At 42.0% G+C, this 23380-nt stretch carries 18 protein-coding genes; 8 read left to right on the top strand and 10 right to left on the bottom strand.

Annotated features, from left to right (window positions below; genetic code table 11):
* Positions 1-111: 111 nt before the first annotated feature.
* Positions 112-1347, top strand: coding sequence for an IS66 family transposase (locus tag C7475_RS32560; RefSeq protein WP_146217727.1), 1236 nt, complete (start codon positions 112-114; stop codon positions 1345-1347).
* 120 nt (positions 1348-1467) lie between these two features.
* Here C7475_RS32560 and ltrA read toward each other — a convergent pair whose 3' ends face one another.
* The 4 genes from ltrA to C7475_RS32535 all read right to left on the bottom strand — a co-directional run bounded on the left by ltrA (position 1468) and on the right by C7475_RS32535 (position 9079).
* Complete coding sequence (gene ltrA / locus C7475_RS32555; RefSeq protein WP_110057625.1) at positions 1468-2700, bottom strand: group II intron reverse transcriptase/maturase; 1233 nt, start codon at positions 2698-2700, stop codon at positions 1468-1470.
* A gap of 27 nt (positions 2701-2727) precedes the next feature.
* Positions 2728-2979 carry a hypothetical protein gene (locus C7475_RS32550; RefSeq protein WP_110057624.1) on the bottom strand — a complete coding sequence of 84 codons (252 nt, stop codon included), beginning with the start codon at positions 2977-2979 and terminating at the stop codon, positions 2728-2730.
* 1336 nt (positions 2980-4315) lie between these two features.
* Positions 4316-5722, bottom strand: coding sequence for a RagB/SusD family nutrient uptake outer membrane protein (locus tag C7475_RS32540; protein ID WP_110057622.1), 1407 nt, complete (start codon positions 5720-5722; stop codon positions 4316-4318).
* Positions 5723-5824: 102 nt separating this feature from the next.
* Positions 5825-9079, bottom strand: coding sequence for a SusC/RagA family TonB-linked outer membrane protein (locus tag C7475_RS32535; RefSeq protein WP_110057621.1), 3255 nt, complete (start codon positions 9077-9079; stop codon positions 5825-5827).
* A gap of 430 nt (positions 9080-9509) precedes the next feature.
* Here C7475_RS32535 and C7475_RS32530 point away from each other — a divergent pair, with 430 nt between their 5' ends.
* From C7475_RS32530 to C7475_RS32520, 3 genes are read left to right on the top strand one after another with little or no spacing between them, the layout of a single operon-like run.
* Positions 9510-10058 (top strand): RNA polymerase sigma factor, encoded by a 549-nt coding sequence (locus tag C7475_RS32530; protein WP_110057620.1) that lies wholly within the window; start codon positions 9510-9512, stop codon positions 10056-10058.
* A gap of 35 nt (positions 10059-10093) precedes the next feature.
* A complete protein-coding gene (locus tag C7475_RS32525; RefSeq protein ID WP_110057619.1) occupies positions 10094-11221 on the top strand; it encodes a FecR family protein in 1128 nt (375 codons plus the stop codon).
* Between the two features lie 45 nt (positions 11222-11266).
* Positions 11267-11812 (top strand): sigma-70 family RNA polymerase sigma factor, encoded by a 546-nt coding sequence (locus C7475_RS32520; protein WP_233260045.1) that lies wholly within the window; start codon positions 11267-11269, stop codon positions 11810-11812.
* 3 nt (positions 11813-11815) lie between these two features.
* On the opposite strand, the gene C7475_RS32515 is transcribed toward C7475_RS32520, so the two are convergent.
* The gene (locus tag C7475_RS32515; RefSeq protein WP_110057617.1) at positions 11816-12307 is read right to left on the bottom strand and encodes a thioredoxin family protein; all 492 of its coding nucleotides are present in this window, start codon (positions 12305-12307) and stop codon (positions 11816-11818) included.
* 81 nt (positions 12308-12388) lie between these two features.
* Entirely contained in the window at positions 12389-12910 is a 522-nt protein-coding gene (locus tag C7475_RS32510; RefSeq protein WP_110057616.1) for a hypothetical protein, read from the bottom strand.
* Positions 12911-13078: 168 nt separating this feature from the next.
* On the opposite strand from C7475_RS32510, the gene C7475_RS32505 reads away from it, so the two are divergent.
* The gene (locus tag C7475_RS32505) at positions 13079-14557 is read left to right on the top strand and encodes a hypothetical protein (RefSeq protein ID WP_110057615.1); all 1479 of its coding nucleotides are present in this window, start codon (positions 13079-13081) and stop codon (positions 14555-14557) included.
* Here C7475_RS32505 and C7475_RS32500 read toward each other — a convergent pair.
* From C7475_RS32500 to C7475_RS32490, 3 genes are all read right to left on the bottom strand, one after another.
* Positions 14551-14889: a hypothetical protein gene (locus C7475_RS32500; protein WP_110057614.1), complete on the bottom strand. Its 339-nt coding sequence runs from the start codon at positions 14887-14889 to the stop codon at positions 14551-14553. The two genes, C7475_RS32505 and C7475_RS32500, sit on opposite strands and share 7 nt — an antisense overlap.
* A 79-nt stretch (positions 14890-14968) precedes the next feature.
* Positions 14969-16270, bottom strand: a complete 1302-nt coding sequence (locus tag C7475_RS32495) for a RagB/SusD family nutrient uptake outer membrane protein (protein WP_233260044.1) — start codon at positions 16268-16270, stop codon at positions 14969-14971.
* Positions 16271-16370: 100 nt separating this feature from the next.
* Complete coding sequence (locus C7475_RS32490; protein ID WP_110057612.1) at positions 16371-19412, bottom strand: SusC/RagA family TonB-linked outer membrane protein; 3042 nt, start codon at positions 19410-19412, stop codon at positions 16371-16373.
* 188 nt (positions 19413-19600) lie between these two features.
* Between C7475_RS32490 and C7475_RS32485 the strand changes: the two genes are divergently transcribed.
* The 3 genes from C7475_RS32485 (at position 19601) to C7475_RS32475 (ending at position 22472) form a co-directional block, all read left to right on the top strand.
* Positions 19601-20158 (top strand): RNA polymerase sigma factor, encoded by a 558-nt coding sequence (locus C7475_RS32485; protein ID WP_158286675.1) that lies wholly within the window; start codon positions 19601-19603, stop codon positions 20156-20158.
* Positions 20159-20207: 49 nt separating this feature from the next.
* Positions 20208-21383 carry a FecR family protein gene (locus C7475_RS32480; RefSeq protein WP_110057610.1) on the top strand — a complete coding sequence of 392 codons (1176 nt, stop codon included), beginning with the start codon at positions 20208-20210 and terminating at the stop codon, positions 21381-21383.
* Positions 21384-21479: 96 nt separating this feature from the next.
* Positions 21480-22472 (top strand): hypothetical protein, encoded by a 993-nt coding sequence (locus C7475_RS32475; protein ID WP_110057609.1) that lies wholly within the window; start codon positions 21480-21482, stop codon positions 22470-22472.
* On the opposite strand, the gene C7475_RS32470 is transcribed toward C7475_RS32475, so the two are convergent.
* Positions 22469-22864, bottom strand: a complete 396-nt coding sequence (locus tag C7475_RS32470) for a hypothetical protein (RefSeq protein WP_146217725.1) — start codon at positions 22862-22864, stop codon at positions 22469-22471. The genes C7475_RS32475 and C7475_RS32470 overlap by 4 nt on opposite strands.
* Positions 22865-23380: the final 516 nt, after the last annotated feature.

Below are 23380 nucleotides of genomic sequence, written 5' to 3'. Positions count from 1 at the left end.
AACATAGACAGCGTGATTCCATGATTATCACAAAACACTTGCATTTTTACATTCGACTGGCTCCATTGCATTGCGATACTCTTCTTCTCTGATATTGTAAACGAACGTATCGTGGAATTATTGAATGATTGCATATGGGGCATATTTAAACAATACAAACGTAAAGCCTTAGATTCACATGCCGAAGATGCTGTCTACCGAATGCTCACGGAAACAGAACAATTGGAATGCGTTCCAGCAGAGTTATACGTAAAGAAATATATCCGCCCTAAATATTTGTTACCAGATGGTAATGAAATAGAAAGTAATATTATTATCGCAGATTTACCTGCTCAGCCCATAGATAAATGTATAGCTGGCCCTAGCTTACTGTCTCAACTGGTTATAGACAAATATGTGGATCACCTGCCTTTGCATCGTCAGATGCAACGTTTTGAGAGAGCCGGTGTAAAGTTGCCTTATTCTACGATAAGTGATTGGGTGTCTGCTACTAGCAAGCTGATTGCTCCATTATATGAAGCCCTGGTAAAGCAAACCCTTGCTTCAAGGTATTTGCAGGCCGATGAGACGCCATGTCCTGTGCTGGATAGAGATAAGAATGGGAAGACGCACCGTGGCTTCTACTGGATATACCAGGACAGCATCAATAAACTCGTCGTCTTTGACTACCAGGAGGGCCGTAACAAAGAAGGTCCATCCCAAATGTTAGACAACTTCGATGGCATTCTTCAAACAGATGGATATGGTGTGTATGATGACATTGCTGGAAAAAAGGGCATTACCCTTATACACTGTATGGCTCATGCTAGACGTTATTTTATTGAAGCGCAAGACACCGATGAAGATCGTGCAATGCATGCACTAGATCTTATTCAACAATTATATATTATCGAAAAAAACTGTACACTCCAGCATCTGTCTGCCACCAAACGCACTCAGGTTAGACAAGAACAATCTGTTCCAATCCTTAAACTGCTGGGCGAGTGGATGCAACATGAGTATGAGCGAGTACTGCCTAAAAGCCCTATTGGCAAAGCACTGGCATATAGTATGAAACGCTGGGATAAACTAAGTGCCTATGTAAATGATGGCGCATTACACATCGACCATAATGCCGTTGAAAACAGTATACGTCCAGTTGCCATTGGCCGAAAGAACTACCTATTTGCCGGATCACATGAAGCCGCCCGACGTTCGGCGATGCTCTATAGCCTATTGGGAACATGTAAGCTTCATAATATAAATTCCTCTACATGGCTTACAGATGTGCTACCACGCATATCCTCTTGTCCTCAAAAAGAAGTGGATAAACTACTTCCTCATAACTGGATAATGCTGCAAAAATAAACACCTTGCCAGCCTAAAACAAGGTCGAGTAAGCAAGGGGGATTTCACCCCAAGCTTCTCACAGAACCGTACGTGAACCTCTCGATTCATACGGCTCTTCCAGATTAGAAGTATCAATAACTAGGGGTTGATAAATGTCCAATGAGCAAATAACCATGGCTGACTCGCATATACACTCCTTAGCCAGTTGATTGCTCTCATTTTTCCGATCTTCTTACTTTTCCTTACCCATTCAATGATCTTCAGATGCAATATCCACCATACCTTGACGGTAGTCCATTGATTCACCTTACAGTAGTAGTTGATCCAACCACGAACAATCGGATTTAATTTAGCTGCAAGTTGTTGAATACTCCCTGTCTGATGCTTTATTCTCATCGATCGGAGATGGGAAACTACCCTTCTTTTAGCAGCCGTACTCATACATCTGGTGAACAATAACTTCCACCCATCTTTTGTTGGGCAGAACCTCGGCCTGAATGTGTAGCCTAGAAAATCAAATTGAACTTTATCGCCCCTTTCCAAATGGTTATGATTACGGCAATACACAATTTGTGTTTTACTTTCATTTAGTTGGAGCTTACACTGAGTGAGCCGCTCGGAAATCTTGTCCTTAATGAACTCTGCTTGCTTCTTTGACCTTACATGAACAACAATGTCATCACAGTACCTTTCGAATCTTATGTACGGATGTTTTAGCTCCATCCATTTATCGAAGGTAAAATGAAGATAGATATTAGCCAGCAACGGACTAATTACTCCTCCTTGAGGAGTACCATTTAGTCTTTTACCAACCACCTCATTTCCATCCATAGTGCCAATTTCCAACCATCTTCTGACATAAAGCAGTATCCATTTTTCTCTAGTATAATGTTCCACTGCCTTCATCATTAGATTATGATCGATTGTGTCAAAGAAACTCTTGATGTCAAGATCTAGTACCCAAGGATATGCATTCGAACATCTCTTTTCAACCATATTCAGGGCTTGTTGAGCGTTCTTAGCCGGACGATAACCATAGCTGTCATCATGGAATGTTCCGTCCACCTTAGGTTCCAGATAAGCTTTGACAACCTGTTGGGCAATGCGATCCTCTACAGTAGGAATGCCAAGTATTCTTTTCCCGCCTGAACTCTTGGGTATAGCTACCCGCTTCACCAATGAAGGCCGATAGCTTCCTGATGTCATTCGGTTCCACAACTTGTACAAATTTTGTGGTAGATTCTTTCCATAGTCTTCCAGACTTTGTTCATCAACACCAGCGCTTCCTTTGTTCGACTTTACTTTCTTGTAAGCCTCCAATACCATTCTCTTTGTTATTGGATGCGCCTTTGTTTCGTAGTAATCAATCATCCCTTTTACAGTTGTTGTTATACAAAACTAATCTGGTTCGGCCCTTCGCTCCTTCTTGCTTTCGTAAGAGATCAACACTACTACGGCCGAATCCGCCCCTACATGAAACATCGGTATTAGCCTCACAGGATCACTGCTTGTGCGTTCCCTACTTATATCCACATGCAGGTTCCCTTGTTCCGGTAAAGCGCCTGACTTAGATTCCTGCCGCCTCTGCACCGTCTGCCACTTGACCAACACCAGGTTACTGCCGTCAAGTTTTGTCGGATAGAGCTGCATAGCTCTTCTTTTTGACAGAACCTCGAGCTAACGATACGTTAACGGCGATTCAATTTTGTTCAGCTCTCTAAGTCACACCTGACGGATTAAATTCCGCCTTTTAGCTCTGTCGCTCAGCACCTCACTCTTTCGACATGAAGCACCACAGAGTGGTTTGTAGGATTTGCCTGTCACATCCTACGGTGGGCCTACCACCATCGCTCTAGCAGCATGCTCTGTATTTAAAAGAGCTTCAAGGCACACATGCATTTGCCCGGACGGATACATTTTTAGAACAGTAAGTTGATATACACGCTACCCCATGATTGTTTGAGAGATTCCAATGGCGACATGTCATTAAAGAATTAAAGAGTATCGATGATGTTGGTTATAGCCTTCAATACACTGGTCCGCGAGAAGCCCCGAGATCTTGTAGCACTTCGAATAAGTAGGCGTCTTGAACGTCTTCGTTAAATAAGTGATTAAGCCGCCATATGGCCATTGAACCTTGGTTTAACTGCTTGTATGTGGTGTATTGCGATGCCTTCTTTATTACACCATACAACAAATGTTTTCGAAATAAATTCTGGTCCATTATTCGCCCTGGTAATGTTTGGTTTACCTCTTTTAGATACGATTCTATCTAAAATTCGTATAACATTTCCTATATGAATAGAGAGATATTGGCTTCAATAATGGGGAGATTGCGATTATAATCGTCTATTATTTATAATTCTTACCTTGCCACCATATAACAAAATATTGAAGGCCAAACTGTCAAAATATTTGGCCAATTTGGAGTATTGCTGTATTATTGAGACATCAATTACATTAAAATTGGCATAGCGCAATAGACCATCTCCAGATAAATTTAAACAAATACACCGTATTCGTTTAATAAAGCGACACGTGGGAGATTATTATATATTAAATATATTGCTGAAGAGGCTGGTGGAAACCGCACTCCTTTAGCGATTTTAATGTGACTCTCCTGAAATTCAAACCGGAACATTACATGTGCTCTCTATCCATTTGAGCTAGAGAGCCACTTCATAAAAAACCATCTGTTAGTAGCAGATGGTTTTCACATTAGGCAACGTATGCCTTCGTCGGAACAGAAAAGTTTTACTGATAAGGGCGCACGAAATAAGCCAGGGAAATCCACCTGGCTTATTTCATTTATGAAGTAGTATGTTATATGGCTTAATAAAATCACATTAATATTTTATTTAAAGTATAAAACATACAGCTAGCCTGTATCTAGCTACTCCGTAAAAGAGAGCGCAACTATTAGACATTGATATTACTTGGGATAATATGTTTAAATACACTTTAATAAAATCGAAATGTCAACCTATCAAAACTCGTACCCTTCATTTTGTTTTATGTTAGGATTTAAACGTATATCTGCAGAGGGTATCGGATACAGCTTTTTATAAGACCGCCACTCTCCCCCCTTTTTAGGCACGACAATATTCATAACTTTATCTACTTCACCCGTTCTTTTAAGATCCAACCAACGATGTCCCCACTCCGTGAAAAGTTCTGTTTGTCGTTCATGCAAAATCGCATCTGCTAGCTGATCCGGTCTTTCAAAGTCAATAGCTTTTAAATTCGACCGTTCCCTAATTTTATTTAAATCAATTCGGGCTTCAACCAAATTTCCAGTTTTCAATTTAGCTTCTGCTCTAATCAGATATTGTTCTGCTAAGCGTAGTACCGATACATATTCTATTAGAGGTTCGTCGTTCTTGTAATGCTTGTATTTAAAAGGATAATAATATTTTACTCCCGTCGAGGAATCTATTCCCATCCAATCAATTAATCTCTGATCATTTTTTTCAAATGCGGACAGTAGAAATTCGCTTGTCCATACAGGATTTTGAGAATCATTAGGCCCACTCTCCAAGACAAACGTACGTGCATCCCATGTATTAAAATATATACCATCTAACGATTGGGGTTGTATTTGCCATATAGATTCTCTACTATTTTTCTTAAACACATCTTGTAAATTATCAATTGCATATAACGGATCGTTTATAACCAAAGAGCTCTCTAATATGGCTTCATTCCACTTTTCCATATAAAGATAAACCCTTGCCAAAAGACTCGATGCTGCCATTTTATTTGGACGTATACGATCTTCGGAAAGATTTAAAATATTAGCCGCCAGATAATCATCACTTAACATCGCCTTCGCCTTATTTAAATCGTCAACTATTGCCTTATAAACCTCACTGCTCGAAGAACGAGGGGTGATTGAATTAATTTTATAATCGGCCGTCGTTAATAGAGGAACATCGCCATATAAATTAACCAAATAAAAGTAACTAAACGCCCTTAAAAAAAGCACCTCTCCAATTAATTGTTTTTTAATCACGGGAATGACTCCTTCGGAAGCTGACAATCCTTCCAATGCCGCATTAAGTCTATATATGGTAGTATAGAAAAGCGACCAATAAAATTGACCATTGCCTGAATTGGTGTAGAATTCTAATTGACTATATGCCGTTGGGTGTGCATTCAATTCGTCTGCCGTAAGAGCACAACACACCGACACGCTCGAACGCCCATGCGCAATATCATTGAGGCTTGGATATATTCCCGTAACAGCGGCTATTGCTGAAGCGTTTGATTCAAATACATACTTAGAAATTATCTTATCGGGTGGATTACCAACTTCAAGAAATTTTTCACATGAACTAAATAACAATAGAATGACAATAATGCTCAATAAAACGTCCTTTTTAAAATAAGACATAAATAATACTTTTAAACTAGTTGACAAACTGACTATTCCGCCCAAAAAAAGAGTGACGTTATAGCATTCCCTACATTTTTGTAGTCCAATGAATTTTAAACTTTATAGAACCATTTGCACACCTAACGTAAGTATGCGCAAAGGAGGAATATTGGTTACAACCTGAGTTTCCGGATCCCAACCAGGATACTTTGTCAATGTAAACAAATTTTGTCCCTGAAAATAGATACGGCCCGAGTTCATTTTAAACCGCTGAAGCCATTTTTGGGTAAATTGCCATGAAACAGAAACATTTTTACATCTAATAAATGAAGCATCAACATATGCCTGATCGCTATTTATCCAAGCAACATAACTGTTTCTCAAACGAGTGTTTTGGCTAAACTGCTGATATTCCGAAACATCTCCAATGTTTTTCCAAGCTTCCATCACTACACTTGGCTGATTTCTCCTGGTTCCAGGACTCCACGCACTATTAAACATTCCACTATATCCCTTGCCAACAGAATATTGAAGAAAAATATCCACACTAACATTCTTGTACCTAAATGTATTTTGAAATCCACCAAACCATTTTGGAGCTAAATCCAAATTGATAGCTGTAGAGGATGCCGCGTTATACAAACTTGGCTTGCCATCGGTATTTGCGAACATGTATTGTCCGGAGCTAGGATCTACATTTATAAACTTATATAAATATTTTGTCAACAAAGACTTGCCCACTTCAATAGGCAACACCGCTCTATCTGTATAAGTAGCCACCTTGTTCTTAGAAATTGAGACATTAAAAGAAGTACTCCACTCGAAATTTTTATTTTGTATATTTTTTGAAGTAATTATAGATTCCCATCCTTTATTCTCTATTCGGGCAGCCAAATTCCCAAGCATTGAAGAAGCTCCGATCATACTCGGTTGAGCATACTCAATAAGCTGATTACTAGAAGTGTTTAAATAGTAACTATTATTAAACAACAATCGATCCTTTAAAAATCCCAGTTCAATTCCAATTTCACGCTTCTTGGTTAACTCCCATCCAAAATCAGGATTATAAATTCCAACTACTTCCAATCCTTTAATGCCCTGGTAAAGTAGTTCCTGAAACATGTATCGATCTAAATACCGATAATCTCCAATTTGATCGTTTCCTGTTGTTCCATAACTAAGCCTTATCTTTCCATAACTAAGAACAGGCAACAAGGATTGCATAAAATGTTCTTGTGAAAATACCCAACCCATTCCCAAAGCTCCGAAAACTGCATATTGCCTGCGCGGTCCAAAACGACTACTTCCGTCTCTTCTAATAGTCAAATTGACCAAATATTTATCATCAAAATTATATCCCAATCTTCCAAACAGTGCTATATATTTATATTTATATCCTGTTCCACCCGCAGATACAAAAGGGGCGGATGCTGGATTTCTAATTAGCCCATCGTCTGTAATTCCTGCTAATGAAAGTGTTTGTTGGTCATACCTATTTCCAAGTAAGGTAGCCCCCCCTAATAAATTTAATGTTCCAAAACCAAATACCTTCTGATAATCGACCTGCGGTTCGAAGATCCAGGATCTGTTTTTAGCAGTCGTATAAATCCCTGTGGCTTGAGCATATCTTTGAACCTGTGGGTCATAGCCAGCGATTTTAGTGCCAATAAAAACGTTATTCATCAATTCATTTACACCAAAATTTGCTTTGATACGTAAGTCTGGCATTATTTTATAACTAAAATCTACACTTCCTATTAAATTACTCGTACGAGCCTCATAAAGGCCATTATTCATGCTTGCATAAGGATTTGTCCAACTTGAGTTAGCCCAATTTAGGCTTCCGTCACTGTTATATATTGGTGGAGCATTAGGAGGAAGATTAATATCTCCCACATAATTACCACCTGGAAAATCAGTATTACTTACTAAATAACTTCCTGTCAAGCTAGTCTCGAATTTCTCATTTAAAGAATTGCCCTTGATATTAAAATGAACACCTGCATTATCACTTCCAAAATCGATGGGAAAAATGGTCCCTTCTTTATGATAGTTTCCACCTATCAAGTACTTAACAGTTGGACTACCTCCGGATATCGATCCCCGCACATCTGAATAATTCGCTGTACCGCCTATTAATTCCTTCTGCCAATCCGTATACCTTGTTGTATCCCATTGCAGTAAATCTGGTGCATTCTGAATAGTTGGTGTGACTCCATCGTTAATAAAAGCGTTTCGTCTCATTTTAAGATACTGGGGAGTATTTAGTTGTTCTAACCTATTGGCAACTTTTGCCCATCCTTTATAGACATTAATATCAATTTTTGTTGTACCTGATCTACCTTTTTTTGTAGTAATTAATACAACTCCATTTGCGCCTCTTGATCCATATATAGCAGTGGCATCAGCATCTTTTAATACACTAATACTTTCAATATCCGCAGGATTAACAAAATTTAGCGTTGAAAGAGTTCTTCCAACAGCACCAAAAGATCCGGTAAATGAAGAATTATAAGGGATTCCATCTACTATAAATAATGGCTGTGTACCATTTGTAAGACTATTTCTACCTCTTATTTGAACCTTTACCTCTCCTCCCTGTATTCCTGTAGTTTGTATAATGGACATGCCTGTAACTCGACCTTGTAGCGCTAAAAGGGGATCTGTAACCGGCGCCTTTTCTATATCTTTAGCGTCAATAGTTATTGCATTGCCTGTGCTGAGCCCTGAAGTTGTGTTGTAATAGCCTCCTTTGATTACAGTCTCACTCAACGTACTTATCACTTCATCCATTCTTACAACTACAACCCTTTCTGTTACCTGAACATCTTTTGTTTTAAAGCCTATTGATCTAATAGACAATATAGCCCCAGATTCCACTCCATCTAAAGCAAACTTTCCATCCATATCAGTTTTAGTCCCTTTTTTTCCTCCATGTACAATTATGGTAGCTCCTGGAACCGGATTGCCATTTGCATCTAAAACCCTACCTGAAACGCTCATAGGAGGAGATGTAATAAAACCGGAAGCTTCCGTTTTTCTTTGTACATGTTTTAAAGAAATCACGCCTTCCCTATAAATCCACTCAATCCCTCTCTTTCCTAATAAACTCTCCAACACGTCATCCAACATCACCCGATCAAACGATATCGTTACTTTTTCTTGAACGTCCACTGCGTCCACCGCATACATGAACCTCAAACCGGTTTGCTTTTCTATCTGCTTAAATACACTCGCCAACGCCACATCACTGCCTACAACAGTAACCTTTTGCTTTCCGGTCTGATCAGTCGAAGCATATAATGAAGTAAAGCAGAATAGAAATACAGATAGAAACCTGACCACCAGGTTGCTGCGAGGCGTAGAGATGCACATAACGATTCAGTTGATTTTGGTTAAAAGCGTAGCAACAAGCACAGTTGGAAACAGACGCGCACACAATCCTTACCACATGACATAGTTCAGTGAATGAAGTCAGCCGATAAAAAGAATAATGGTTGGTTTTATTACTGGTTCAGTATCGTGTTGTAATAGTAATGCCAGGCTAGCTAAACCTGCTATTAAGTCAGTTCCTATTCAGTGGTCGATGTTAAAAGTAAAAAGTACTCTTAAGATTTAACAGAAAATTAAAGGGCTTCCCGCGTTACAAAAAAATCCTTCGCCATTAACACGGTATTAACTTCCGGCAAATTGGGATTCAGTAGCTTAGCAAGTGTATTAACTACGTTCATTGTTCTGCCCCGGATGTTTTATTATCCCTTTAAGATCCATAACAGCTCATTGTATCATCATATTCTGTTGAGGTATGCATCTAGACAGTTACAACGACGAATATCTTTTTAAGTTGCTGCAGGACGGCAGCGAAACAGCCTTCAATGCCATCTTTAACCGCTATAGTAAACGTTTATATGTAGAAGCATATAAGCGTTTGCAAGACACAGAAGAAGGGAATGACATTGTACAGGAAGTATTTTTCTGGTTATGGGACAGGCGCAAGGCCCTGGAAACGCCGCAATGTTTGAAAGCCTACCTGGTACAGGTAGTGCGCAATAAATGTATTGACCTGATCCGTAAAAAGACCAGTACCCGTAGTAAAAAGCAGCAATATCTCTGGCTTGCAGATACCCAGACTAGCACTACACTGATCGAAAACAAAGAACTTGGCAGGTTACTGGCGGTGGCTATTAACAGCGTTACTCCTGCTAGCAGACTGGCTTTTGAACAATTATACCTGCATAAAAAAAGCCTGAAAGAAATTGCAGATGAAATGAATATTAATGTTCAGTCAGTAAAGAACCACATTCACCGGGCGCTAAAAGTATTACGCGAAAATCTTAAACACAGTTTGTCATAAGTACCTTTTACCCTTTTTTCCGACTGTATGGTACTATGAATATAGACGAAACCCAAATAGAACAATTGGTACTGGATGAATTAGGCGGGATCATCACCCCTGAAGACAGTTCCACCCTCAAAAAACTGCTCGAAGAAGAACCGGAAGCACTTATCATCCGAAACACTATCTACGAACAGTTCTCGGGCCCTGAGGAACAGGCGTTCTTAGCCTTGTTGCCTGAACAGTTGCCCGTTGACGAAGTATGGTCTAAAATCCGTAAAAGGAAATGGATCCGGGTAATTGTACGCTCTTCGCTTAGCCTTGCCTTTATGGCCTCCCTGGCCTCCGGTATTTACATATCATTCAAGCCAAAAGAGCTTTTTAAGCCTAAGGCAATTGTCCATGGATTGTCCCTGAAAACTGTTGCACTGCAGCTGCCCGATGGCGAAGTTGTCAATCTGGGCAGCACGCAGCAACATGTTACCGTAGGTGATGTGACATTAAGTACTGAGGAAAACCAGGTATCCCTCAATGGAATAAATAAAACCGGAAGGGCTGTAATAACTGTCCCAGCCGGACAGGACTATAAAATAAAGCTTTCTGATGGTACGGAAGTCCATCTAAATTCCGCATCTAAAATGTTGTTTCCCGTTGCATTTACAGGTAATACCCGTGAGATCACCATACAGGGAGAAGCTTATTTATCGGTATCCCAAGATGAGAAACGGCCATTTATTGTACACCTCCCGAACAGTACGGTACAGGTACTTGGTACAGAGTTCAATGTGAATACTTACGATAATGCGCATGAACAAATTGCGCTTGTAAAAGGCGCTATCAAATTGGAAGCTGATACTACCACACTCATGCTGAAACCAGGATTTCTGATACGATACCAGAAGGGCCAAAGTATGCAGGCCACACCATTTAATGCGGAAGAATTATTAGCCTGGCGGAAGGGTACCTATATATTCCATTCAACGACTATAGATGAAATATGCGGCGTACTGAAAAGATGGTATGGTATGAATGCAGTTTATGATAACGTTAATACAGGCCAGCGCCGTTTTACTGGCTATATAGATAGATCCAGGCCTATGCAACATTTCCTGGATGATTTACAATTCACAGGACATTTTGACTATCACTTCGATGAAGACAGTGTCCTGCATATACACTAGCGTTACGGGTTTTATTTTTTGTCATGCAGCTTTGAATGTAAAATGATGTCGTTTCACGAGGAAGAACTATTACTGTCCGTTAAAAAGGGCAATGCAAAAGCTTTCGCCACCCTCTACCAGCAATATTACAAGCCGCTGATCATATTTGCGCGTACTAAGGTAGACAATCTACAAGAGGCGGAAGACATGGTACAGGAAATATTTACATCCCTATGGCAGCGGCGAAAGGAGTTGTCCATCAACATTTCTCTCAGGCACTACCTTTTTAGAGCTGTACATTTACAGTATGCCTATAAGTGCCGGCGTAATGAAGTAGCGCGCCGTTTCTTAACACATACCTACTACACTTCACCTGACAGCGCTGTTCCTAGGAACCTCGAAAATAAAGAACTGGGGCAGCAGATCCGCAACGCAGCCAAACATGTATCTGCGCCTGCATGCAGGAAGGTATTTGAATTATTATACCTGCAGGAACTCAGCCACAAGGAAATTGCGCAGGGCATGAACATTCAGCTACAGGTTGTAAAAAACCAGGTGAGCCGTGCGCTGAAAGTGATCCGCACGCATTTGCGCGAAGTAGAATGCGTGTAAATACTATTTATCAATGATCCCGCGGATCGTATCCATTGTCATCGGCCCGTAATTGGCCCGCTTGATCTGCTGGTTTCTATCATAGAAAACCAACAAGGGTAATGCAACCCCACCATAAAATTTTATAAAAGCATTATTATAGTCCAGTCCGAGCTTCACATTAGAGAATCGCTCCACATTGTATTTTTGCTGATAGGTTTTCACTTCATGAAAGCTCCCTGCGCTGATGAAAAGAAGATTAACATCTTTCACCAGATCTATTGAGTCTAGCAACTTTCGGGAGAAGGTATCACATTGCAAGCAACCAGGTCCATAGAAGTACAATAACGTTGGGCGTCCCTTAACAAGACTATCTGAACTAAACTTTGACACAGTATCTCCCTTCAACAACACAATCGGCGGCAATGCTTTGGGGTCTTTAGGCGCATTATCGGCATATGGAGCTAGGGTACAGCTGGCCAGACCCAGGGCAAACAAAAGGAGTAGCTGTTTCATATTGTATAGATGGTTAACAAGGGAAATATACCTTGTTTAACCGGGATAACAGTTAGGAGATAGCGCATTACTGCTATCAGACTACCATATAAAATGTGTGACTACAAATATGATAATGGCTACTATTGTAATGCAAATGAGCGGGACAACGATCTCGTGCAGAAAGACCTTTCTCTTCATTTCCCATTCCCGGCTTAATTGGATAAACTCGCGCTGAACGTCCTGGTCATATTCCAGCAGTTCCTGCCTTTTTCGCCAGGCTTTCAACGCAGTTTGCGTCAAGGGTTCATTGTCAAATAGTTCCTTATTGGGAGCATTGCTGGCATATTCTTCCATTTCACTGATCAGTTTATGACTGCTCAATTCATAATATACACCTACGGTCGTTTCATGCCTGACAATGAAGTTATTCACAAGCAACAACTGAATATTGCGGTTACTGAGATACTCTCTGATCGTTTCGCCATCAATAGCAGCGCATTGAGAATCAACAACCAACAATTTTTCCAGTACATAACGTACTAACAACCGGTCCTGGTAAGAGGTTATTTTATTGAGTAAGCCGGCATAGATGCCAGCATTACGATTAGGGATCTTCAACATATTTTTTTTAAACTAACATTGATCTATGAAATATTTAATCTCATATCCGTGTCGGTCAAATGACTATTTTGTACTCATCGCACTACGAAATTTCTCTCTATCTCCTAACTGTTACTCCCTGTATACCCCATAACTTTAAAAGACCCGTTAACCACAATCAAACTCCCCATGAGTAACAGGAGCCTCAAAGATTACATTTTTAAAGACCCCAATAACCGCCCCTACGTTTGGACCGCTATTATCGGCATCATTCTCCAGTTACTGTTTTTCAAATACCTGTATCCTTTTGCCAGTTATATAAATGGAGACTCCTTTGTATATATACAAACTGCATATCAGAATTTGCCTATTAATACCTATCCTGTAGGTTACTCCATGTTCATACGCCTATTCAGCGTATTCACACATTCGGATACTGTCCTCGTGGTATTTCAATACCTGATGCTTCAAGCCAGCCTGCTATCATTGGTGTTTACATTATTCTATTTCTATAACCCGCACAGATATACCAGGATAGGATTGTTTGGGTTCATGCTGTTTAATCCGGCGTTCCTATACCTTGCGAATTATGTATCAAGTGATACGCTATTTCTGACATTGAGCATCACCTGGTTCACCATATTATTATGGATCGTGTACCGTCCTTCCCGGAAACTCATGATCTATCATGCGCTGGTATTGTTCCTGGCATTTACAGTAAGGTACAATGCTCTTTATTATCCACTAATAGCAGCCATTGCATTTTTACTTTCCAGGCAACATATTCTGCAAAAAGTACTGGGGTTGGCCGCTTGTATCATATTAATAGGCGGCTTTATCGAATACAACAAACGTCAATATTATGAATTAAGTAAAAAAAGGATTTTTACGCCATTCTCAGGTTGGCAAATGGCCAACAATGCCATGTATGCCTACAAGTTCGTCCCTAAAGACCAGCGAAAACCTGTACCTAAAAAGTACCAACCCCTGGATAAAATGATACGGGAATATTTTGATAGTACTTTCAATAATCCCAAATACCCACATGAAATGATGATGGCCAGCACCATCTATATGTGGACACCCACCGCCCCCCTCCGCACCTACATGCAAAACCAGTTCAAAAAAGATTCAACTGCCCCGGAACTAAAGCGCTGGGCCAGTGTGTCTCCATTATATGAAGAATATGGAAAATATATTATTAAACAATATCCACTGACATTCGCTAAATATTATCTCTGGCCGAATGCATTGAAATATTATGCTCCCCCCATTGAGTTCCTGGAACACTACAGTACAAATGTAGATAGTGTACACCCTATTGCGCAGCAATGGTTCGATTATAGAAGCAACAAAATCACTACGAAGTTCAAAGACTTCAAAGTAGATATATTGAACTTCTATCCTATCCTGGTAGGCACTATGAATGTAATCTTCTTCCTGGGAATGATCGGGTTCCTTTTATTACAGGGATATAAGCAACAGCCACTGATGGGCAAAGGATTATTACTTGTAGTCTGTCTCTGGCTAACAAACTTTGGCTTTAGCATCTTTGCTTCCCCTATTGCGTTGCGGTTTCAGCTATTTCCTATACTGGTCATGACTTCCTTTGCGTTCCTGTTTATGGAATTCGTTATAAAAGAGGCCACAAAAAAAGAGGATCACTGATCTTCATCATCATATACCAGTACACTTGTCCAGGGTGGTCCCAAAGGAGCATCATAGGTATATGGAATTCCTCCAATGGTCACCCAGGTTAACACTACACCAGTGTACAGCGGCATGCCTGCATTCACTGTAGGTTGTGTCGGACTGGTCGCAAAATTGCGGTAAGGAGACATTTCTGCGATTGTGATCCAGCGGCTGGCGCCATTGATAGTTACACGTGTACTTACTGACATGTATAAATTATTCAATCCCCACCGGGATTTAAATGCAGTGATGCCAGCGGCTATAGCCGCCAGTCCGATAATAAATAGTATTGTCCTTGCCCGTTTCATAGTTATAAAGTTTAATTAAAGTTATAGCTAGAATAGACAAACACACATACTATACCCCGTCGCTGTTTTGGAGTTAACACTAATATCCTTTATTCTGAACCAGGTTATGGTTTAATAAGATATCTCCATGGGGAATGGGAAATAACAATTTATTAGATTGCCAGGTTGTGCCCTTTTTATTGGCCAATGCAGTCATTACAAGATCAGCTCTTCCGTAACGTTTCAAGTCAAGCCAGCGATGTCCCCATTCTGTAAATAGCTCAACCCGTCTTTCTTGTTCAATAGCGGTTAACAAGGCAGCGCGGTTCATGGCGGCAGAATACCCCAATCCGGCACGAAGCCGCAAGACATTCAAATCAGCCCGTGCACCAGCAAAATCGTTCATATAGGCTTTAGCCTCTGCCCTGATCAGGAAGACCTCTGACAATCGCAATATAGCCGGGTAAGGCGTCCGTGAGGTTTCATTCTCCACCAGGTGATATTTCTTAGGATAATAATACACACTACCTCGTGTGGTATCCTTACCTATCCATGTCGTCATACGTTGATCACCCCTTTCAAAGAAATGGAGTAGTTGCTCATTCAGAAATAAGGGCTGGCTTTCCTGATCAGGGCCATGCTCCAGGAATAATAACGCAGCATCTTCGTTCACTCCCGTAGTATTAGCATTCTCCAGCCCCCAGATCAGTTCCTTGCTATTTGCAAGGAATACATCCTGTGGTGCGCCAGTCTTATATAAGCTATTCTGTGCAATGACCTTATTGGCATGTTCTTCTGCTGCTACCCAATTACCTCTATACATGTATATACGGGCTAGCAAAGCACTAGCCGCCCATTTATTGGGGCGTAGCCGTTGTGATACTTCTGTCCGCGCATCCCCTGCCAAGTATGCAGCCTTTAGCATAGTTTCAGCGTCTAACAGGTCTGTAACGATCTGCTGATATACTTTTCCGGTATCGCTACGAGCGGTGGTAGTATTGGTTTTAATATCGGAAGTCGTCAGTAAGGGAACATCGCCAAAGAAATTAACCAGGTAGAAATAACAGAATGCCCGAATGAACTTCGCCTCCCCGGCTAGTTGTGTTTTAACGGCAGCATCTAAGGTTTTGGAGGCATGCAGCCCCTCCAGCAATAAATTACAATGCTGAACACAATAGTATAGCTGCCCCCAAAAGGGGCTATCATCAGCGGTCAAGGTATTTTCATAACAACGTTGAAATTCCTGGTTGCCTTCAAGTAACTCAAGTTCATCACAATACAGTCCACAGAATATGGAGATGCCTTTGCCTCCGGCCGATAAGCCGCTTGTATTCACATAGGAGTAGATTCCCGCCATAACAGCGGCTGCATTCTCGTTAGTACTGTATACTTCCCCTCTCACTATTTTATCTGTCGGTTCACCTACTTCTATTAATTTCCTACATGAAAGAAATGTACAAGACAACAAGCAACATAAAAACAGAATACGCATAATTTCGTCTTTAGAATTGATATTGAACACCCGCTTTAAATACACGCAGGGACGGCAAAACAGTCCTGCTAAGCGTTTCGGGGTCCAATGACTGATAATTAGTAAAAGTGATCAGATTAACGACATTGTAGTAAAGCCTGCACTTTTTAAACTGCCAGGCCACAGTAACATTATTCACACGTAGATACCAGACATCGGTAAAAATAGCCGTACTATTTACGTACTTCCTGTAGTCCTGTTCAGACGAGGAAGCTTGTGTAGCTCTTTGTACCGGTGTATTATCGCCTGTCTGTTTCCACCGGTCCATCACATAAACATGTTGGTTCCACATAGTTCCAGGCATACGCCCTTTGTCAATAATCGGGTTCTCTGCCGCCCGCTTCATGTATTGCCCGGAGCAGGACAACTCCAAACGACGAAAAGTACCCGTAATCCCAAAACCACCATAGAACTCCGGAGAAATATTGATAGCCATCGTTCTGTCGTTTTCAGTCAGCGCTCCAGCCGTTACTATGCTCCCCTCCTTGTTCCGGTACGTATACTCCCCACTCTTCGGGTCCACTCCGTTAAAGTCATAGTAAAAAAGCTCCCTCAGCGGGCGTTTGAGCTGTGTCTGACCAGAGACAGAAGACAACATTCCCGGAAAAGAGAGCAGCATATTAGTCCCCTTGGAGATATTGAAGTGCATGCGCAAGCCCCAATACTTATTCCGTAGCAGTGTCCCATTGAGCGTCAATTCCACTCCTTTGTTCTGGATAGACACCGGCATATTTTGCTGGAGAGATCCACCACCGGCCATTTCTGGTAGAGGATATTCCACCAGCTGGTGCTGCGACCGGTTATAATAATACGCAGCCTGCGCCTGCAGCCGGTTATCGAAGAAGCCTACATCCACACTGATGTCCTTCTTGTAGGTAATACCGCCTGTTAAAGCACTGTTCTGTTGCCTGGCAGTAACTAGTCCTGTTACAGACTGATAACTCCCCCAACGCTGATAACTTCCTTCATACTGATAATCTTCAATCTGGTCATTACCTGTAGTGGACCAGCCTATTTGTATCCTGCCATAACTAAGCCGGGGAAGTGCATGCCTTATAAAAGCTTCCTTGCCGAATTCCCAGCCCAATGCACCGCCTCCAAACGCATTCATCTGCTCATCTTTCCCGAACCGGCTACTGCCATCTATGCGCAAGGTGAGCTGTACCGAATACTTATCTTTCCAGCTATAATGCAGGTCTCCATATGCGCCGGCGTACCTGTAATCGTTTCGTGTACGCGAAGTTCTGAAAACGGCAGCAGCACCATAGTTCAATATATCAGCATCACGCTTGTATCCCTCGGCATCAATCGTCTTATTGACTGCATAAATGCTGTTATATGTAGCTCCCAGTGTCAGTTCCACTCTGTGAGAATCGGCCTGCAGTTTAAGCTGCGCCGATGGCTCAATAACAAAGGTCTGCGAATGAAACCTGTTCTCTATGGAAGCAGCAGTGAGATTCGCCTGTCCTTCCTCTCCCCGCTTTGCAATAGGAGATATGGAGGTAGAACGGGCGCCCATGCGATGATAGCCTGCCAGTACAACAAATTTCAGCAGGGGATGAAGCTGATAGCTGGCATTAGTAGAGACCAGCACGTTAGATATAAGGTTATAGAATTCCGGCATTGACACAACCGAATTACTGAATGCATAATTGACTTTCCCGTCCGTAAACAATGCAGGTCCATTGGGAGGTAGTGTAATACCAGCGGTATAGTCTGCACCTGGTAACCTTGTACTGTTGATATTTGCGGTCCCTGCAAAGGAGAAAGACAATTTATTATTCAGCATTCTGATATTGAGATCACTGTGGATCCCAAACTTGCGATCCCCGTATTGTTCTTCATCCTGCATAAATACACTGGAGTTTTCCCGGTAATTGAAACTTATACGGTATTGCCTGACAGGTTTGCCCTCAGTGATCGTTATACTCGCATCCCGGTACCAGGCAGTATTGCCTATCAATACCTTTTGCCAATCTGTATATCGTGTAGTATCCCATACAAGCAGGTCGGGAGCCTTTCCCCTACTCGGTTGCAGGCCGTCATGCATCCAGGCCTCCCGGCGCATCTGCAGGTAATCGCTGGTGTGCAACAGTGTTTCTTTACGTGGTACATGTCCGAAACCATAAGCAACATCTGCGGTGATCACCCTTCTGCCATTGTACCGGGCTCTCTTTGTATAGATCTTTATGACGCCATTGGCGCCTCGCGCGCCATACAATGCGGTAGCTGCAGCATTTTTCAACACGACTATCGTATCAATATCAGCAGGTGAAAAATAGGACAAAGTCGAACTGGATGGACTCATGGTACCTTCACCGCCTTTTAAATAAGGCCATACCGGTACCTCGTCAATGATATACAAGGGCTGACTGCTCCTGGCCAAACTGGTAGGCCCCCTGATCTCCACATTGATGCTTGCTGCAGGCCTGCCGCTGCTCCGCTGCATTACAACACCGGTTTCTTTGGACATAAGATCATCCAGTATGTTCGAGCTGGCATTCATGGCAAGATCCCTGATCCTGAAAAGACGCTGCGCTTGCCGTGATGATGTATCAGTAAACGACAAGGGCGCTTTTACTACATATGGTTTGCCGTTATAGATCCGGAGTGGAGGCGCAGCCACCACATCTTCATGTGGCAATACCGTCCTCCGGATAACCGTCAAATCAGCCACCACCGGCTTTCTACGCAAGCTGATATGCGTTCCTCTTACGAGGCACTCCACCGGTCTGTCTTTAAATAACATGGCCAGGAACCTGTTCAATGGCAGGTCCCTACATTTTACAGGTAAAATGATCGAGGGATTAACATGATCATTATTCACGATCCTGTATCCCTTTTTCTCCAATACAACAATTACCTTCTTCAGCGTCATGCTGTCCTTTGAGATCGTAATAAGAGTATCTCTTATCCGTGGCTGTCCACATACTGTACCTACAGCACAGGAACAAGCCAACGATACGACAATGCCTCTAATAAGCCGGCCACAGGTGAGGGTAAATATGGTCATCTACTTAAGATTTAGGTTTTTAACCGAAAGGAAACTGTCCCCGCCTTTTATACTAGTCTCATAAACCGCATTATTCTTCGTGCCTGTTCAGCTATTTTTTTTCCTTAACTAGCCGTTAACCTCCAATGGACGATCATTTGATAATTTGCCGATCGATCAGCATAACTCATTTATCAAATTTTCATCAAATGCAGCAAAACGAGCATGTTAACGATCTGCAACTGATAGAGCAGATAAAAAACAGGGACATACAAGCGCTCGCGGTGTTATATACACGGTACCACAAACCGCTCGTGATAATGGCCCGTACCCTATCTCCTAATAAAGATGAAGCAAGCGATATCGTAACGGAAGTCTTACTGTCATTGCTTAAGAGAGGAAAGCGCCTGAAGATTAAAACAAGCGTAAAGACATATCTGTACAAGGCAGTACGCTACCGGTGCATCACTATGTACGCTTTAACAAACCGGGAAGATGATCTTCTGAAAGAATATGGCAAGCACCTGACAGACTATGAGCCCGCACTCAACCGGATGGAAGTAGCAGAAATACATCAGGCATTACAAACAGCATTAAACTCACTGCCGGCCCAGATGAAAAAAGCGATAGAACTTTCTTATCTGCAGGAAAAAGGAAAACAGGAAGTCGCAACCGCTTTGGGCATTGAGCCTTCCACACTCACTAAATATATTAAAGAGGCCCTCACACGCCTCAGGCAGATCCCTGGACTAAAAAACTTCTACTAGAAAAACATTGTTCTGATAAGGAAACTTTACATTTATACAAATAGCCCGCTTGGACAAAGAACAGATAATGCAGCTGGTAATAGAAGAACTGGTGGGAGACATCTCACCGGAAGATGAGATCATGTATCGCCGGTTGCTGCGGGAAAATCCTGCTGCTGCCGCCCTTCGTGACAATGTTATCAGACTCCTTACTGAAGGCGACATGCACGGCATACTGGAAGACGATATATCAGTCGAATATGCTCTCAAAAAACTAAAGGCACAACAAGTAAAAAAACGGGATCGTTTCTTTCGGGGACCAGGGGCTGTTATGATACTCTTCCTTTTAATTGTGACGGTCATCTTCACTTTCAGGCATCAGCAACAGGCAATAAAATCGAAAACCACAACAGATCTACAGGCTATCCTGTATAAGTATCCACTACTGATGTTCAACGATGAAAGTTTTATCAGGCTGGATACAATTACCACGAATGAAAATCCTAATATAACATCGGACGCGCAACATAAAACTTTTCACATTAAAGGCCCTATCAACCATTTCAACGAGGCTACACTTATCTCAGCACGTGGTGAAAGTTACAAACTGATTTTGCCCGATGGCAGTGAAATACATGTTGACGGTAAAACATCAGTGACATTCTTCTGTCGCCTCCCGGCATCCCATCGTGAGATAGCAGTCAGCGGACAAGTATTTATAAAGGCCGCTCAAGACCCGAAACGTCCTTTGGTGATCAACCTTCCACAAGAAGGCAAAGTAAGTGTATTGGGCACCTCCTTTAACATCAATACCGATGAAAAGGGCCATATGCAAGTTGCATTAACGGACGGCAAAGTCAATGTACAAAACGGGAAAAGATTAACAAGCCTGGATCCCGGCTTCGCAGCCAGCTGGCAAAAAGGAAAGGAGATCAGCAAAAAGAAGTTTGACGAAGAAGATGTACTCTCCTGGTTAGAGGGCCGACATAGTTGTGTCAATGCAACACTGCGGGACCTGGCCCGTGTATTGGAACGCCGGTATCCTTACCGGGTTATTATCGATGTTCCACTGGAAGAAGACACGGCTCATTTTATTAGCGGACAAATGGACAGAGACATTTCCATTGAAGACTTTCTTATGATGGCTGTAACCTACCCCACGCGCGACAAATTCCGCTATCACTTTGACAAGGATAGTGCATTCCACATCTCGTTAACGCATGTGCCGCAATTAACCACGCCCTAAAGGACCAGGCTGCTCCGTCAAATTAATATTACTGGAAGAAGGGAAGAAACGAACTATTGTCCGGCTCCGGCTGTTATACTCCAAACGCCGATAAAAATGTTTCCCTCTACACAAGGAGATGCCAAATTATTACCCCTGGAAGGAAGGCGCCCCTCAGATACGCAAGCTGCCCGGATACCGGATGAATACCTTCAGCTATTACTTCCCGCAGCAGTGGTCCATAGCTGGCATCAGGAAGATGCTTACGTTCTTTCGCAACATGTAGGGTTAAAACAGTTCTCTTTATGGATCCACGATATTACATCCCACTCTGATCAGGTGATCCGCCCATTTGCACCATTCCCCTTATTTTTCCTGCATTACCTGTTCGAAAGCAGTTTTAGTATCAGAATGCCACACATAGGTTCCTTTCAATTAGATGAAGATGCATGTAATCTTTTTTACATGGAAACAGGTATCGGTTATTTACCATTGGAGGCAGGTACCAAAGCGGTATCCATCCACATCAATATAACGCCTGCATGTATGCAGCAGCTGGCAACGCGGTATCCTTCTATTCAACAAAGGCTTAATAAGATGACCTCCGGTCACCAGGTACTCAACAAACATCCTTATGAGGTGAATGCGATCAGCCGACTGCTGATCTCAAAGATGATGACGTGCCGCTATCTGCAGCCGGATGCGGACCTGTACCTGGAACGCTGTTGTGCTGATCTGTTTAAGATCTTCTGTTGCCAGCACGCAATTGCTAACAAATCTTCATTTAACAATGATCTATCGACCTATGATGCTTATCTTAAGATCTTTGAATACCTGAGAACTCATCTTGAGCTCCATCACGATATCCAGAAATTATCCTGGATGTTCGGTATTCCTGCAACAGACCTTGCAGCCGGCTTTCTGAATACATTTTCCCTTACCATACAGGAATGTCTTCATATGTTGAAAATGATGCAGGCATTTGCCCTGCTGATGCAGCATTCATACTCCTTTAGTGAAATTGCCACAGCTGTTGATATGGACACCGAAAAGATGATCGATAGCCTCGAAAAGTACTATAATTTCAAGGTAATGCTCCAGCGGAATTAATTCTTATCGTCCTCCGACAACATTCCCTTCACCTTTAGCCATGCAGCCAGCACCTCATCATCACCCATCTCCATACCAGGGAGGTCTGCTACATCCGGTTCTTCTATGGCATTCACCTCCTTCTTCCTGGCATAAGCGAACAATAAGACCAGGAATGTAACAAGGCCTATTGGCGCTAATCCGTCCTTCATGGTTACTTGTACAGTCATTGGTGTTACATCCGCAATAACAACCCGCTGCTTCTCGAAGACGATCCGGACACTAGCCTGTTCCCTGGCAACCGGCTTGTTCAGGAACGGGGTGAGCAATAAGATAACGATCAGCACTGTATTCGAGACGCGATATTGTGGTAGTATGTCCCTTTTTGAAACGGGGTCCTGTTTCTTTTTCATAAATAGGTGGTTTTTGACACTTCCTATTGTAATAGTCTCAATATTAGCGAAAAAAGGGGTGGCAGAAGGCATTTTTTTTTCCTATGCCTTTGTGATATAGCTTTTTTGCGGTTAAAAAATACTGTTTAATCCACAATGATGATCACCAGGTAAAGCAGGTGGCGCTTCACCCCTGCTTTAGGGCAGCCCCGTTAATCACGATTGCTGACACAATATTAGCACTTTTAACCACGCAGTTTCGGGCAATGTATATAAGACGCAAAATCATGTATACAAACTGCAAAATCGTGTATATGAAATGCAAAAACGTGGTGTTGGCATCATACCCAGAAGACGCAGATATAAATTATTAAATTTCAGTATATACCTATCATGATCTATCACAATAAGACTTGCGAAGTTTTTCTGTAGACACTGGTCGCTTATATACCGCTTAGATACCGCTCATCTTACGTTAATCCTACGTTCATGAACGTAGGATTAACGTAAGATGAGCGGTATCTAAGCGGTATATAA

This window comes from Chitinophaga sp. S165, assembly GCF_003182155.1.
Taxonomy (GTDB): Bacteria; Bacteroidota; Bacteroidia; order Chitinophagales; family Chitinophagaceae; genus Chitinophaga.
Note: the sequence above shows the minus strand (reverse complement) of the source record. Positions and strands in the feature narration are given on the sequence as shown.

Excerpts from the sequence above, each read along its gene's own strand:
- C7475_RS32505 (WP_110057615.1), top strand. The coding sequence starts at position 13,079 with ATGAGTAACAGGAGCCTCAAAGATTACATTTTTAAAGACCCCAATAAC.
- ltrA (WP_110057625.1), bottom strand. The coding sequence starts at position 2,700 with ATGATTGATTACTACGAAACAAAGGCGCATCCAATAACAAAGAGAATG.
- C7475_RS32485 (WP_158286675.1), top strand. The coding sequence starts at position 19,601 with ATGCAGCAAAACGAGCATGTTAACGATCTGCAACTGATAGAGCAGATA.
- C7475_RS32490 (WP_110057612.1), bottom strand. The coding sequence starts at position 19,412 with ATGACCATATTTACCCTCACCTGTGGCCGGCTTATTAGAGGCATTGTC.
- C7475_RS32520 (WP_233260045.1), top strand. The coding sequence starts at position 11,267 with ATGTCGTTTCACGAGGAAGAACTATTACTGTCCGTTAAAAAGGGCAAT.
- C7475_RS32535 (WP_110057621.1), bottom strand. The coding sequence starts at position 9,079 with ATGTGCATCTCTACGCCTCGCAGCAACCTGGTGGTCAGGTTTCTATCT.
- C7475_RS32525 (WP_110057619.1), top strand. The coding sequence starts at position 10,094 with ATGAATATAGACGAAACCCAAATAGAACAATTGGTACTGGATGAATTA.
- C7475_RS32510 (WP_110057616.1), bottom strand. The coding sequence starts at position 12,910 with ATGTTGAAGATCCCTAATCGTAATGCTGGCATCTATGCCGGCTTACTC.
- C7475_RS32540 (WP_110057622.1), bottom strand. The coding sequence starts at position 5,722 with ATGTCTTATTTTAAAAAGGACGTTTTATTGAGCATTATTGTCATTCTA.
- C7475_RS32500 (WP_110057614.1), bottom strand. The coding sequence starts at position 14,889 with ATGAAACGGGCAAGGACAATACTATTTATTATCGGACTGGCGGCTATA.
- C7475_RS32550 (WP_110057624.1), bottom strand. The coding sequence starts at position 2,979 with ATGCAGCTCTATCCGACAAAACTTGACGGCAGTAACCTGGTGTTGGTC.
- C7475_RS32470 (WP_146217725.1), bottom strand. The coding sequence starts at position 22,864 with ATGAAAAAGAAACAGGACCCCGTTTCAAAAAGGGACATACTACCACAA.
- C7475_RS32475 (WP_110057609.1), top strand. The coding sequence starts at position 21,480 with ATGTTTCCCTCTACACAAGGAGATGCCAAATTATTACCCCTGGAAGGA.
- C7475_RS32530 (WP_110057620.1), top strand. The coding sequence starts at position 9,510 with ATGCATCTAGACAGTTACAACGACGAATATCTTTTTAAGTTGCTGCAG.
- C7475_RS32515 (WP_110057617.1), bottom strand. The coding sequence starts at position 12,307 with ATGAAACAGCTACTCCTTTTGTTTGCCCTGGGTCTGGCCAGCTGTACC.